Annotated in this window: 15 protein-coding genes, 2 tRNA genes and 1 pseudogene; 6 read left to right on the top strand and 12 right to left on the bottom strand. The window is 59.6% G+C overall.

All coding sequences use genetic code 11. From position 1 onward, the window contains the following. The 3 genes and pseudogenes from BAUR9175_RS19550 to BAUR9175_RS17640 all read right to left on the bottom strand — a co-directional run. Nucleotides 1-219: pseudogene (locus tag BAUR9175_RS19550) on the bottom strand (IS3-like element ISAar46 family transposase); the annotation flags it as partial. A 14-nt stretch (nt 220-233) separates the two neighbouring features. Then, nucleotides 234-884: an SAR2788 family putative toxin gene (locus BAUR9175_RS17645; protein WP_146000925.1), complete on the bottom strand. Its 651-nt coding sequence runs from the start codon at nt 882-884 to the stop codon at nt 234-236. Continuing rightward, nucleotides 869-1,666: a S8 family serine peptidase gene (locus BAUR9175_RS17640; RefSeq protein ID WP_162619320.1), complete on the bottom strand. Its 798-nt coding sequence runs from the start codon at nt 1,664-1,666 to the stop codon at nt 869-871. Before BAUR9175_RS17640 ends, BAUR9175_RS17645 begins: the two co-directional genes overlap by 16 nt. 376 nt (nt 1,667-2,042) lie before the next feature. Here BAUR9175_RS17640 and BAUR9175_RS17635 point away from each other — a divergent pair, with 376 nt between their 5' ends. From BAUR9175_RS17635 to BAUR9175_RS19250, 3 genes are all read left to right on the top strand, one after another. Beyond that, a complete protein-coding gene (locus BAUR9175_RS17635; protein WP_069599738.1) occupies nt 2,043-2,654 on the top strand; it encodes a recombinase family protein in 612 nt (203 codons plus the stop codon). An 88-nt stretch (nt 2,655-2,742) separates the two neighbouring features. Next, the gene (locus BAUR9175_RS19810) at nt 2,743-3,237 is read left to right on the top strand and encodes a phospholipase A2 (RefSeq protein ID WP_096168666.1); all 495 of its coding nucleotides are present in this window, start codon (nt 2,743-2,745) and stop codon (nt 3,235-3,237) included. Nucleotides 3,238-3,249: 12 nt separating this feature from the next. Further along, entirely contained in the window at nt 3,250-3,609 is a 360-nt protein-coding gene (locus BAUR9175_RS19250; RefSeq protein ID WP_125178022.1) for a hypothetical protein, read from the top strand. A 705-nt stretch (nt 3,610-4,314) separates the two neighbouring features. On the opposite strand, the gene BAUR9175_RS17620 is transcribed toward BAUR9175_RS19250, so the two are convergent. From BAUR9175_RS17620 to BAUR9175_RS19240, 5 genes are all read right to left on the bottom strand, one after another. After that, nucleotides 4,315-5,504 (bottom strand): IS3 family transposase gene (locus BAUR9175_RS17620; protein WP_226824317.1). Its coding sequence is split into 2 segments (ribosomal slippage): nt 4,315-5,217 and nt 5,220-5,504, totalling 1,188 coding nucleotides; the frame shifts between segments, so codons are not numbered across the junction. A gap of 39 nt (nt 5,505-5,543) precedes the next feature. Beyond that, entirely contained in the window at nt 5,544-5,747 is a 204-nt protein-coding gene (locus BAUR9175_RS17615) for a hypothetical protein (protein WP_096168655.1), read from the bottom strand. An 11-nt stretch (nt 5,748-5,758) separates the two neighbouring features. Then, the gene (locus BAUR9175_RS17610; RefSeq protein ID WP_101598885.1) at nt 5,759-6,241 is read right to left on the bottom strand and encodes a hypothetical protein; all 483 of its coding nucleotides are present in this window, start codon (nt 6,239-6,241) and stop codon (nt 5,759-5,761) included. A 314-nt stretch (nt 6,242-6,555) separates the two neighbouring features. Continuing rightward, the gene (locus BAUR9175_RS19245) at nt 6,556-7,416 is read right to left on the bottom strand and encodes a hypothetical protein (RefSeq protein ID WP_125178021.1); all 861 of its coding nucleotides are present in this window, start codon (nt 7,414-7,416) and stop codon (nt 6,556-6,558) included. Continuing rightward, nucleotides 7,413-7,646, bottom strand: coding sequence for a helix-turn-helix domain-containing protein (locus tag BAUR9175_RS19240; RefSeq protein ID WP_125178020.1), 234 nt, complete (start codon nt 7,644-7,646; stop codon nt 7,413-7,415). Before BAUR9175_RS19240 ends, BAUR9175_RS19245 begins: the two co-directional genes overlap by 4 nt. 111 nt (nt 7,647-7,757) lie before the next feature. Here BAUR9175_RS19240 and BAUR9175_RS19995 point away from each other — a divergent pair, with 111 nt between their 5' ends. Then, entirely contained in the window at nt 7,758-8,087 is a 330-nt protein-coding gene (locus BAUR9175_RS19995) for a helix-turn-helix domain-containing protein (protein WP_096168656.1), read from the top strand. Here BAUR9175_RS19995 and BAUR9175_RS17595 read toward each other — a convergent pair. From BAUR9175_RS17595 to BAUR9175_RS17585, 3 genes are all read right to left on the bottom strand, one after another. Further along, nucleotides 8,047-8,120 (bottom strand) — tRNA-Met (locus BAUR9175_RS17595). The two genes, BAUR9175_RS19995 and BAUR9175_RS17595, sit on opposite strands and share 41 nt — an antisense overlap. 26 nt (nt 8,121-8,146) lie before the next feature. Continuing rightward, nucleotides 8,147-8,219 (bottom strand) — tRNA-Thr (locus BAUR9175_RS17590). 78 nt (nt 8,220-8,297) lie between these two features. Continuing rightward, a complete protein-coding gene (locus BAUR9175_RS17585) occupies nt 8,298-9,098 on the bottom strand; it encodes a glycerophosphodiester phosphodiesterase (RefSeq protein ID WP_009882871.1) in 801 nt (266 codons plus the stop codon). Between the two features lie 201 nt (nt 9,099-9,299). On the opposite strand from BAUR9175_RS17585, the gene BAUR9175_RS17580 reads away from it, so the two are divergent. Further along, nucleotides 9,300-10,472, top strand: coding sequence for a hypothetical protein (locus tag BAUR9175_RS17580; protein WP_096163121.1), 1,173 nt, complete (start codon nt 9,300-9,302; stop codon nt 10,470-10,472). Next, nucleotides 10,469-11,674, top strand: coding sequence for a M20 metallopeptidase family protein (locus BAUR9175_RS17575; protein ID WP_096168652.1), 1,206 nt, complete (start codon nt 10,469-10,471; stop codon nt 11,672-11,674). The genes BAUR9175_RS17580 and BAUR9175_RS17575 overlap by 4 nt, the downstream gene beginning before the upstream one ends. Here the strand turns inward: BAUR9175_RS17575 and BAUR9175_RS17570 are convergent. Beyond that, complete coding sequence (locus BAUR9175_RS17570) at nt 11,671-12,189, bottom strand: DnaJ family domain-containing protein (RefSeq protein ID WP_101584750.1); 519 nt, start codon at nt 12,187-12,189, stop codon at nt 11,671-11,673. The genes BAUR9175_RS17575 and BAUR9175_RS17570 overlap by 4 nt on opposite strands. Between the last annotated feature and the right edge of the window lie 116 nt (nt 12,190-12,305).

The raw sequence follows: 12,305 nt of genomic DNA, 5'->3' as shown, positions 1-12,305 counted from the left end.
AATGGTTTCCCCGGGCTTCTTTCCGGTGAGAGCACCGGCATCACGAAGCTTTCGCCATTCAGCGATCTGCGAGGAATACAAACCCTGTTCCCGCAGAAAAGCACCGCCCTCCTTGCCGGTGCAGGCGCCCTCGTACTGGGTCAACAACTCAAGCTTCTGCGCGGGAGTGAACGACCTTCGACGGGTCGGTCCACCGGCACGCGGTCCGGAACTATTCATGGACCCATTTTGGCCTACTTCGGCCACAACGAGATTCGACATATTGATTGGTTTCCTGGTTCTCGCCCTACGTGGTCGGACTGATTTGCTCTGTCACCGTGGTCCCGCTCCAGCCTGACACGTAGGGCTGCTTTAATCCCGACACGAGCGAGGAGGCCAAGAACCCACAGAATCGGGAATGCCTGCGCATTCACCTGGGCAGAAGAAACCTCAATGGTTTCTCCGGACTGAGCATCTTCGAGAGTTGCGGTGAAGGCTTCATCACCTAAATAGGTGAAATCACGGACGAGTAGTTCGCTTTCAATGTCTTCACCATCGACGACTGCTTCAACCGTCACCGACTGGATCAGCTCATCAAGAGGAGCATCGGAATCCGTGGCGACATCCACACGCGAATCAATACCTTCAGCCTCAACCGAGGTGGAGACTGTGCCACCGACCGCGTCGACGTCTACAGTCGTATCTAGGTTGTCGCCGCCCTCATCAAGCGACTCAACACCTGAGGTCGCCTCATCAGGATCAACAGAGACACTATGTGTGCTGACGCTTGGTACTTCGGTTGGCTCGTCGGCCGCGACGGGTGAAATATTTGCCGTCGACAGCCCCACCGCTAACGCGGTCACCGCTGCAACAGCAGCAACGCTCTTCCTTAAAGAGACTTGCATTCCCTCGGATCCTTTCCTTGTTCTTCAATGGATTCTTCTATCGCTTGATCGACAGGAGTGTTCCTGCGGGTCTGATCAAGAGTGTGTGGAGCAATCAGTGGCCAGCACGCGGCAATCTTTCCCGCAGCAATCGCTGTTGCAGGAGACGTCCCTGAATACGGCTGGGCCCCACCTCCCGGGCTCTCAACGCGGATCTCCTCACCGGAAGCAAGGAGATTCGTTGCTCGAGTATTCGTGAATCTCAGGCGGCGGCCTGATTTGTTCAGTGCCCCCACTGAGATCACTCCCTCATATTGGGCTGGGTATGAGGCGAAATCTCCAATACCGTTCCCGGCAGCGGAAAAGATGGTCACGCCATCGTTTTGAGCTTGACGGACCGCTTCCTTCAGCTCTGGCACGTCCATTTCGGTCCCGAGCGCGGCGACGATCATATCCACATCTTGTTGCGTCGCAGTCGTGATCCCAGTCGCCAAGTCTTCAACTTCCCCGACACCAGAAACATCAAGAGCCGGGACATCGACGATCTCGATCGTCGGAGATCGTGTAGATGGTTTTGCTGACGCGCTTTCAACCATGATCGCGGCCATGGCTGACCCGTGTTCGCTCACTCTCGACGGGGCGCCCGGCACCGAACGAACCTCGATCTTCGCCTTATTCAATGCTGGGTAGGTGGGGTCAATTCCTCCATCGATGATTGCGACCCGAACCTTCGAAACAGTTTCTACTGGCGTGAAAACGATGAAAATGGCGGCCATGGCGAAAACGATGACGACGACTGCCACCAGGGCACGCTGGACCCACCGGCGGGGATGAACGGGGGCCAGGGCCATCCGGGAGTCTTCTCGCATGGTCTCGCAGTCTGTGAAGAAAGGTGGGGACGATCTTTCATGGGGATAAGCCGTCCTTAAACCTAACAATCCCTGAGTTGGCTTCCGGGGTCGCTCGTGTGAAAGCAATCAAACCGTTACCTGCCGCAGGTCCGGTCATACAGTGTGGGCGCCGCGGGCGCCTCGCACGAAAGTATGAAATTTCGAGAAAACTTCGGCCCAGCAGGCCGGATGAGTGCGATCATGTCAATCGGGTATACCCCTTTGACATTCGAGATCTCGGCCGGAAGAATGCTGTCAAACGGGTTGCGATTCCAGTGATTGGACACATATGCCTACCGACTCCGAGAACCCCTCAGATGCCCTGTTCGGACAGACCCTCGGCTACGTGCGCGTCAGTAGCGCCGATCAGAACCCTGGCCGGCAATACGAGACCATCGGTTGGTGCGATAAGACGTTCGAGGACAAGCTCAGCGGGAAATCACGCGCCAACCGCGCAGGCCTGAACAAGCTCATCGACTATGCCCGCGAGGGTGACCATATTCGTGTGGCCTCGTTGGATCGCCTCGGACGAGACACCCGAGATCTCTACTCGCTCGTCGACACACTGACCGGGAAAGGGTGCACGGTCACCTTCGTCTCGGAGAACATCACCGTCTCCAAAGATGGCAGCTCCCCTATGCAGGAACTGTTCCTCACGTTTCTGTCGGGCATGGCGCAGTTCGAGCGCGCGCGGATCCTTGAACGGCAGCGGGAGGGGATTGAGCTGGCGAAGGCTCAGGGGGTCTATCAGCGCAAGCTCACCGACGAGGACGTGCAAGCCTGCCGGGCGATGGTCGACATGGGGATCTCGGTGGCCGGGGTCGCCCGACGCTATGAGGTCTCTCGGCAGACGCTGTACAACGCACTCAAAGGCTCAGGAGCCTACACTCCTGCCGGGTGAAGTCCCTTGTCCATTCTTCTCGTTGCTTCAGCTAGCACGAGGATGGCCCGACTGTGAGCCTTGGTAGTCTCGTCGGCACTGCGGCCCATTGCAGCTTCGGCCGCCTCGGCGTCAATGCCTTCCTGCAAATCGTAAGCGCCAGTTACGACTCAACCTCTTTGAAGCTGAAACCACTCCCCTGAAGGTCAAACCTGGTGGTCCTCTAACTCCCTACGCCAAGAAGCCAGGGAGAGTCACCATCCCCAAGAATTACCGGTATTGCCCGAAGTCTTGCAAACCAAAGAGCTGGCATGACTATTGCACCTCCTCTCCAGACCAGCCTGTGGTTGGTAAGTATCGAGTCGATTTCCGTGGACCGTGTGCCCGACACGATATGAACATCCAAGCAATCATGGGGAAGAAAATCTCAAACTCTACTAAAAAGAAGCAGTGGTACAGCGCCAATGGAAAACTCAAAAGGCAGATGAAGCAGCAGTGCCAGCATCAGTTTTCCAAAGGTACGGTCTTCCGCCAGAACTGCTACATCACGGTAGGCGTCTACTATGCAGCAGTGACAGCAAATACTTTCGTCAAGAAGCTGTAGGGGCACTCAGTCGTGAATTCATCAAGAAGTCTTGTCCTCGGAGGGCTTGTTGCTTTTGTCGCTGCGATGGTGCTCTATGTTCTCTCTGTGCCAGCGTTCGTTTCAATCGTGCTCGTTCTGGTCTCTGGTGTACTCGTCGCTCTAGCTATCCACCGGTCACCAATAGCTCCGGTGTCAGCGAGGAAGTGGGTAGCTTCCGGCATGACCCTGACTGTTTTGCTGGCTGCCGGTCTCGTGTGGGCTGGCTACTTCAGTCCGATCACAGCAATTCTCGACGGCCTGATTCCTCTTTTGTTGGGGGTTGCAACAGTCGTCTTCGTTGTCATCGCGGCGGTCAAGATTTACCGGTCAACAGGTCCTAAGCAAATTTGATTGCTCTCCGTATGGGGCCGTCGCAGCTCGAACTTGGAGCAAGTACCTGTGACCCGTAGACCGACTTTCTTTGCTTTATCCGGTGCAGGATGCGTAGTGCTTGGTGCTGTTGCCCTCCTCCTCGATTTCACTTCCCCGGGGTGGCTTGTTGTCCGACAGGTACTGTCAGTGCTCCTGCTCGTTGCCGCCACTCTCGTTCTGCAGCTATCGATTCTGTACTCCGCGTGGGAAGCGACGAAGAAGCGGTGGATGGGCGTTGCCAACCTGGCGCTTGGTGCGCTTATGGTTGCAGAACTGGCCTGGCTGTTCTTGTCTAGCTCAATCGACTACCTACCGGCAATCGTGTTCATCCCTATGGTCTTACTCTATGTTTGCTGGGTGGTCATTGCTGTGGCTTTCGTGGCCAGGGATGGCCGGAAACGTCACGCTCGACCAAAGGCCTAAAAGGGACTGATGCAAAGAAAGGTGACAGTTTGAGTGTCAAGCTGCGAGAGCAGCTGGCTCTATGATTGCTTCGTACTCTACTGGTGTCAATCGACCGGCAAGACTCAGATAAACAGCCCGGATGCCACCCTCGGTGCCTCATATACTTTTGCCCGCGAAATGGTGGACCCTCGGAAGCTATGGGGAGTGAACTGTCGATGGCGACTCGAGCAGAGATCACCACGAAAGGGACTGATGCAAGGAGAGGTGACAATTCAAGTGTCACGCTGCGAGTGCAGGTGACTCAATGATCGCTTCGTACTCAATCGGTGTCAAACGACCCAACCGAGCTTGTCGGCGACGTCGATGATACGTCCGCTCGATCCACGTCACTATCGCGATTCTCAGTTGGTCACGGGTCGCCCATCGGCGGCGGTCGAGAACGTTCTTCTGCAACAGCGCAAAGAAGCTCTCCATCGCTGCGTTGTCGCCAGCCGCGCCGACTCTGCCCATCGACCCGATGATGCCATGACGGGCCAAAGCCCGAGTGAATTTCTTCGACCGGAATTGGCTGCCGCGGTCGCTGTGCGTCTTGCATCCGGCCACATCACCGCGCCTGGCCACAGCCATCTCGAGGGCATCAACAGCCAACCGGGCCTTCATCCTCGAACTGATCGAATATCCGACGATGCGCGAGGAGTAGGCGTCTTTGACGGCGCAGAGGTACAGCTTGCCCTCACCCGTGTGGTGTTCCGAGATGTCGGTTAACCACAGCTGATTCGGGGCATCAGCATGGAACTCGTGTCTGGTCCGTCCGTCGGCATCGACAAACGCGCATAGATCGTCGTGAACCGGTGGTCCCGGCTTCTTCCCGTTCTTCGCCCGCCCCTTGCCGAAGGCCGAGAACCAGGCATTGGACGAACACAACCGCCACGCAGTGCGAACAGCCATAGGCTGGCCTGCCGACTCCGCCTCATCTGCGAGGTACCGGTATCCGAATTCCGGGTCGTCGCGGTGGGCGTCGAAGAGTGCGTTGGCCCGATAGGCTTCGGCGACCTCGGCTTCAGGAACCGGTGCTGCCAGCCACCGGTAGTAGGGCTGGCGTGAGAGCTTCAAGACCCGGCACGACACCGCGACGGGGATCCCGTCGGCGGCGAGCTCTCTCACGAGCGGGTAGAGCCTTTTGACGGCAGGTTCGCCTGTGACAGATACGCGGCAGCACGGCGCAGGACCTCGTTCTCTTGCTCCAGCAGGCGAGTCCGCCGTCGTAGTTCTCGCAGTTCTGCTGATTCGTCGGTGGACTTGCCAGGTTTGTTGCCGGCATCGATCTCGGCCTGGCGGATCCATTTGTTCAGGGTGCCTTCATGGATCCCGAAGTCCTTGGCGATCTGAGCGATCGTCGTCTTCGAGTCCCGGTTCAAAGCGACCTGGATGACGTCGTCGCGGAATTCTTTCGGGTAGGGCTGTGGCATGGTGTCTATCCTTCCAGGCTTGCCTGTCAACAAGCCAGATTAGATGTCACCTAACCCTGCATCAGTCCCTTCTTCGTGGAGCCCTTGCCCGTCGCCACGTTCCTCAACGACGGAGGGGTCATTCGTTTCGTCCGCGCCCTCCGGGGGTTCCTCGACCTTCTTCGGTTCGCATCCAGCCAGGCTGGCGGTGAGGATGATGGTGGCCAGGAGGATGACTGGTTTCTTCACGTGTGTGGTCTTCATGGGTATTCCAATCACTTGGTCTTCGTGGTCGTGAGTTGCTTCATCACGAATGGCTCGAGTTCCGGGATCTCGACCGCACGGTCACCGACGATGGGCTTGAGAGCTTTGAACAGTGCCCGCATCGTCCGGTCCCGGTCATCGTCTGAGGTGTCGGGACGGCGCAGAATCTCTACGAGGTGCGCAGCATCGTCCATCACTCGTTTCAGCACTGGGTCCAGGGACGGTCCGCGACCGAGAATCGTGGCTTTGTGCTCACCGTCACGCAGCGCGTTGTCGAAGGCATCGACCGCGGTCTCGAAGTCGCGAAGAAGAATGTGATCGTTCTGGTCGATTTCCCACCGTTTCCGGGTCATCGCCGCGACTTCTGACCTATCGAGGATCCGCACTGCGAACTCTTCGTGAGCGACATCGTGGATCGCGGGAAATTCGATGAGGAGGTCGAGGTCAGTGTGCCACTGGCCCCAACGGATCTGGATCGCGTCATGACGGGCCACCGTCACCTCTCCCCGATCCCAACCCCACACGTCAATAGTTGAACCGTCAGAGTCCCGGAGCGTGCCTCGCGTTGAGCTCAACCCATGCGCTTCCTCGGCAGCAGCGTAAGCGTAGAGGGATATCAGATCGCTCCCTGTCCCACTCAGACCTGCGCGGGAATTTAGGCGACCGACCATAATGACTCCGAACCCGATCACCGCAAAGACAACGGCAAGCGCCAGACCAACGACCAGAATCGTTGAGAACGGTTGATCGTTTGCCCATGCCTCGATTGAGGGTCCACCAACGGAGGGTCCACGAACTTTGAGTGCCATCATGACCGACTCCGGGCGATGACTTGGAGGTTCGTCATGGTCTTCTTCATCGACCCGACGGTGTCCGAATGAGTCAGCGCGGCCTGAAACGTCGGGGCCGGCTGTGTGGCCATTGCCGAGAGCAGGTCAGAGAGGACCCCGAGTGCGTCGGCGACGTCCCGGCCGAGGTCTTCGACCTTGTCCCCCTCGAGCGTTCCGAGGTCGGAGACTCCCCCACTGAACGCAACCTCGAGCAGCTTGGACTGTTTCTTCACCATCGGCAACGGTGCAGCTGCTCCGTAGTGGAGTTCCCGGATTGCACGGACCACGTGCTCACGGCCAGGAGTGTTACTCGACTCGCTGAGATTCACCGACGCCGGTTCAAGACCGGACGATGAGACAAGGTCGTAGTCGGTGGGGTGGTCATCCTCGACGATTTCCGCGTCAACGATGTTCTCCCTCGCCAGATTTGGCGCGGACGTCGGCTTAGGAGGTCGTTCGCGATCGTATTGTTTCCCGTCCAAACCGATAACTGGCTCATCAGGTTCAGGTGATTCATTTGAATCACGTGGTTCGTTCAATCGTCGGACTACCGTTGGTTGGCTTAGATCTGTGGCTGATGCAATGCCTCGAGTGCTCATCCCTGCAGCCCTCAGTTCTGCGATTACCTGCTCTTCGAGCTCCTTAGGTGGCCGCAAACTTACATCTCGGAATTCTTCATCGAGGTAGTCCTGCCAGGATTCGTAATTCAGAGCAATCCAAATCCTGCCTCGCCACGCGGCCGAGATTTTCACTTGGAGTGCTCCGTAATCGGCTCTTAGTTCGTCGGTGAGCTCCCGTGCCTCATCTGCTGAGAAGTGGCTCACGAGATCGGTGCTCATGCCGTCACCGCCAGCTCAGAATCAATTCCCTCGACCAGCCGGGTGAACGGAACGTCGAGTGCCTTCGCAAGATCGACGAGTTCGTTCATCCTCCACTCCGTGCGGCCGTGGAGTCGAGACGAAAAGGTTGCTGCAGTCAGACCAATAGATTCTGCAGTTTTCTGGCCTAGCCAATCGCGACGCGCCATGGCTGCTTTGATATTGCCCCTCAGGACCACTTGATAGCTCATGGGGACGACGGTAGTCCTCAAAGGACTATTCTGCAAGCTAAAAATGTCCCGTGCCGAATATTTTTCTCCCAGAGACTATGTGCAAGTCCACGGAAGAGATAGAATTGCTACATGACTACATCATTCGAACCAGCCATTGACCTGGAGCGAACAGCCAACTTAAAAGTCAGTAGCGAGGTGAGAGCCTGGCTCGCCCGTCGCGGGCTGAAGCAGCTCTGGCTTGCAGAACTGTTGGGGGTTGGCCAGTCAGCAGTGTCGAAGCGGCTCCGCGGAGCCCTACCATTTACAGCCCCAGAGCTGATGATGATCGCGAATGCACTCGACATTTCACTGGCGGAGCTACTGGGTGAACTCGTGAATGAGAAGAACCCCCACCCAATGGATGGAGGTTCTTCAGGCGTAGCGGGAGGGAGGCTCGATCTCCCGACCTCACGATTATGAGTCGTGCGCTCTAACCAGCTGAGCTACCCCGCCCCAGCGCCGCATTTAAGCGGCACGAGAGCCCCGAAAGGGATTCGAACCCTTGACCTTCTCCTTACCATGGAGATGCTCTACCGACTGAGCTATCGGGGCAACAGGTAAGAATTTACACGGCTTCGCGCAGCGAGGGCAAATCGGCGTTCAGTGACGTCACTCACAGATCACGGAAGTTCACTTCACTGGGTCAAAGCGACCCGCCAGAAAACCCTGCAGACGCCCCGGGTGGTTGGTGATGATGCCATCAACCTCGGCGTCGAGGAGTTCGCGCCACTCGTTCATGGAATCGGCCGTCCAGACGAAGACGCCCAGGTCGTTGTCCCGAATCTCGGTGACCACGGACCTGCGCATGGAGAATCCCTTGTATGAAGGATTGATCGCAACGGCGCCCAGTGCCCGTGCGGTCTCGATGTCCTCGGGGCGTGGAACCATGCGCAGAAGGAACCGCGACACCATCGGCAGCATGTCTCTGCAGGCGGCGAGGGTCTCTGTGTTGAACGACTGCACGACCATCCGATCGGCAGTGCCGGTCTCGACGACGAGCTCTGAGATCTGGGCCACCGCTCCGGAGGACCACTCCCCCTTGAGCTCGAGGAGCAGCTCACCACCTCGGTGCTGGATATCTCGCATGACGGCCGCCAGCGTGGGAATCCGAACTCCGGTGAATCCCGGCCCCATCCACGAGCCGGCGTCGACGAAGGACAGCTCCTCCGCGGTCAGATTGGCCACCGGACCCTTGCGATTCGTGGTCCTGTCGAGGTCGGGGTCGTGGAGGATGACCGGAACCCCATCGGCGCTCGTGGAGGTGTCGACTTCGATGAAGTCCACGTCGAGGGCGCGGGCGGCATCCACCGCGGCGAGACTGTTCTCCGGGGCCACCGCGGAATAGCCGCGGTGGGCGATCACCAGGGGGCGCTTGGACGACCCTGGTCGTTCGGTGATTCCTCGTTCGTGCAGGAACTGCAGAAAGCTCATACGTCCAGCCTATGCCCTGCACCAGTTCTCGTCTCAATTCGCCCGCCGTGAAGCATTTTCAATATCTTGAATGCTGAGAAGCACATAGGCACCGGGACAGAACAGGCAATAACGTACTCTCTGTGAGCTACTTCATATCCTCACTGTCATGGATGTGACGACCGCACTCATGCTCCACCTACCACCTTTGAAAGGATCGCTATGGAAGGCATCTACGCTGCCGCGATCGTGCTCGGCTTCATCGCCGTCGGCGAATTGGTCTCGATCTGGTCCAAGGCCCGAGTCCCCAGTCTCCTCGTGGCGATGCTGGGCATCTTCATCTTCGCCAAGATCGGCATCGTCCCGGAAACCGTCATCGATGACTCGATGCTGGTCCAGGTCTACACGATTCTCGTCGCTCCGCTGCTCTTCCACATGGGTACGCTCATTCCGCTCCGGGTGATGCTCAAGCAATGGCGTTCAGTGGTCATCGCACTGTCCGGGATGGCGGTCGCCGTCGGCCTCATCTTCCTCATCATCGCGCCCATCTTCGGGTTCGAGACCTCCGTGGCCGGTTCCGGGCCCCTGGCCGGCGGCATCGTCGCCACCAGCCTCACAACCGAGGGCCTGACAGCGTCCGGAGCCGCCTCGGCGATCATCGTTCTCCCGGCTCTCGTGCTCATGCTGCAGTCCCTGCCGTCGATGCCGATGACGAATTTCCTGCTCCGTCGCTACGCCAAGAACCTGCGCGACAGCGGCGAACTCCACGAACTCGCTGCCGCTCACCACGAAGACGAGGCAGAGGCCGCCACGAAGAAGAAGCTCGTCACACTGCCGGCGTTCCTCGTCGACAACCAGCTGTTCATGCTCTTCCTCATCCTCGTCGGCGGCTCCATCGCGACACTGCTGGCCGTCCCGACGCACATCCCGTCATCGATCCTCGCTCTCATCCTCGGCATCGCCGCCACCGCAATCGGCCTGTCCCCGGACAAGGCGATGGAACGGTCGAACTCCTTCGGCATCGCCATGTCCGGCGTGATCGCAATCGTCATGGCCCCGCTGGTCTCGGCGTCGGTGCAGGACGTCATCAACGCGTTCCTGCCCACCATCTCGATCCTCATCGTCGGCGGCATCGGCATCGTCGTCGGCGGCTTCATCGCCACGAAGCTGCTGCGCTGGAAGGCCCCACTGGGAATGTCGGTGGCGCTGACTGCCATGTACGGCTTCCCTGCCGACTATCTGCTGACCAACGAGGTCGCACGCTCCATCGCCCGCGATGACGATGAGAAGGAAGCCCTTCTCAATGTCATGCTGCCGCCGATGCTCGTCGGCGGCTTCACCTCGGTCAGTGCCGGCTCGGTCGTGATCGCCAGCGTTCTGGTCGGCATGCTGTGAGCGCCCTCCTCACCGAAGCGAACACTCTGCTGCCGCAGCTGCAGGATCTGCGCCGGCGGCTGCATGCCGACCCCGAGGTGGGCCTCGACCTGCCGCACACGCAGGCTGCAGTTCTCGCCGCCCTCGAGGGCCTCGATCTGGAGATCAGTACGGGAGTTGAGACCACCTCGGTGGTGGCGGTCCTGCGTGGCACTCATCCGCAGAAGCCCGCGGATGCACCAGCTGTCCTCCTGCGCGGGGACATGGACGCACTGCCCATTCAGGAGCAGACAGACGAACCGTTCACCTCGGCGAATGCGAACATGCACGCCTGCGGTCACGACCTGCACACCGCAGGCCTCGTGGGCGCTGTCGAGCTGCTGCATGCGCACCGCGCCGAGCTCGCCGGCGACGTCGTCTTCATGTTCCAGCCCGGTGAGGAGGGATATAACGGCGCCTCGGTGATGATCAAGGAGGGTGTCCTCGACGCCGCCGGGCCTCGAGTGATCGCGGCCTACGGAGCCCACGTCCATATGGGAGCCAAGGGTGTCGTCTCGACAAAGGCGGGGCCCCTGCAGGCCGGGTCCAACGTCCTCAATATCACCCTCCACGGGCGCGGGGGTCACGGATCCCAGCCGCAGTCGGCGATCGATCCGGTCCCTGCCCTGGCCGAGCTCGTCACAGCCCTGCAGAACATGGTCAGCCGACGCATCAGCACCTTCGACCCGATCGCTTTGTCCGTGACACAGCTGCAGGCGGGTGATGCTGTCAACGTCATCCCCGCTTCGGCGAGCCTCGGCGCCACCGTGCGCACCCTGTCCCAGGAGTCGCTGGACATTGTGCGTGCCCAGTCGAAGCAGCTGGCCAGGGGCATCGCGGAGGCTCACGGATGCACCGCCGAGGTGGATTTCCAAGTGCAGTACCCCGTGACCGTCAACGACGGGGTGGAGACCGAATGGACTCTTGACCAGGTCCGCGGCCTGCTGGGTGAGGATCGGGTGGAGGTCTCCGCACACCCGATCATGCCCAGTGAGGACTTCTCATTCGTCCTGCACGAGGTTCCGGGCACGTATATGATGCTCGGCGCCAAACGCACGGACGTGCCCGAGGAACGGCAGGGAGACAACCACTCCCCCTTCGTCATCTTCGACGACTCCGTGCTCGGTGATCAGGCGGCGCTGCTGGCCCACCTGGCACTCGAACGCCTGCGCACCCAGCGCTAGCTCCGCTTCCGCTGCCACCATCGCCGAGGCGGTCGTTCCCGCTCCTGATCCCGACCATCCGTCGGAGTCGGGGGCGGGTTCGTCGCTAATGCAGTCTTCGCGCTTCGGCGTTGGCGCCAGGCCGCGACCTCGTCCTCGACCTTGCGGGGCGGGGTGAAGACGGGTGGGCCCTCCCGCAGGTCCATGATGGCGGCCCGGACTCGATCGTTGAAGCCGGCGAGATAGGCGCGGACGTCGGCCTCCTTTGAGAACGCATCGAGGGTGTCTTCGAGGACCGCGTTCTCCTTGCGCAGCTGGAAGGCGGCCGGGGCGACGCCGCTCATGTCTTCGCTGTCCATCTTCTGCTTGATCCACCAGTCGGGATCTTCCGAGTTGTGGAGACCGGACAGGGGCTTGCCCAGACCGGGCAGGTCGTCGAAATCGCCGCGTCTGATGGCCTTGTCCAGCGCGGATTCGACGATCGCGTTCCGGTCTTCGAGCGAGCTGATCCGGCGAGGAGCCTCATCCTCAGTCATGGCGGTGCCTCCATTGTCCTGGCCACGTGTCTCCACGCTATAGAGGTGGCCGGGGCTGCGCAATGGGGGTGAATGCGAAGAAGCCCTGTGATCAGGTGATGATCACAGGGCTTCTT

This window comes from Brevibacterium aurantiacum, assembly GCF_900169065.1.
Taxonomy (GTDB): Bacteria; Actinomycetota; Actinomycetes; order Actinomycetales; family Brevibacteriaceae; genus Brevibacterium; species Brevibacterium aurantiacum.
This window is presented reverse-complemented; position numbering and strand designations above follow the sequence as displayed.

What these genes read in the sequence shown, in the direction of transcription:
- BAUR9175_RS17645 (WP_146000925.1), bottom strand. Translation starts at nt 884, where the DNA reads ATGCAAGTCTCTTTAAGGAAGAGCGTTGCTGCTGTTGCAGCGGTGACC.
- BAUR9175_RS19245 (WP_125178021.1), bottom strand. Translation starts at nt 7,416, where the DNA reads ATGAGCACCGATCTCGTGAGCCACTTCTCAGCAGATGAGGCACGGGAG.
- BAUR9175_RS17635 (WP_069599738.1), top strand. Translation starts at nt 2,043, where the DNA reads ATGCCTACCGACTCCGAGAACCCCTCAGATGCCCTGTTCGGACAGACC.
- BAUR9175_RS19240 (WP_125178020.1), bottom strand. Translation starts at nt 7,646, where the DNA reads ATGAGCTATCAAGTGGTCCTGAGGGGCAATATCAAAGCAGCCATGGCG.
- BAUR9175_RS17570 (WP_101584750.1), bottom strand. Translation starts at nt 12,189, where the DNA reads ATGACTGAGGATGAGGCTCCTCGCCGGATCAGCTCGCTCGAAGACCGG.
- BAUR9175_RS19995 (WP_096168656.1), top strand. Translation starts at nt 7,758, where the DNA reads ATGACTACATCATTCGAACCAGCCATTGACCTGGAGCGAACAGCCAAC.
- BAUR9175_RS17615 (WP_096168655.1), bottom strand. Translation starts at nt 5,747, where the DNA reads ATGAAGACCACACACGTGAAGAAACCAGTCATCCTCCTGGCCACCATC.
- BAUR9175_RS17580 (WP_096163121.1), top strand. Translation starts at nt 9,300, where the DNA reads ATGGAAGGCATCTACGCTGCCGCGATCGTGCTCGGCTTCATCGCCGTC.
- BAUR9175_RS17585 (WP_009882871.1), bottom strand. Translation starts at nt 9,098, where the DNA reads ATGAGCTTTCTGCAGTTCCTGCACGAACGAGGAATCACCGAACGACCA.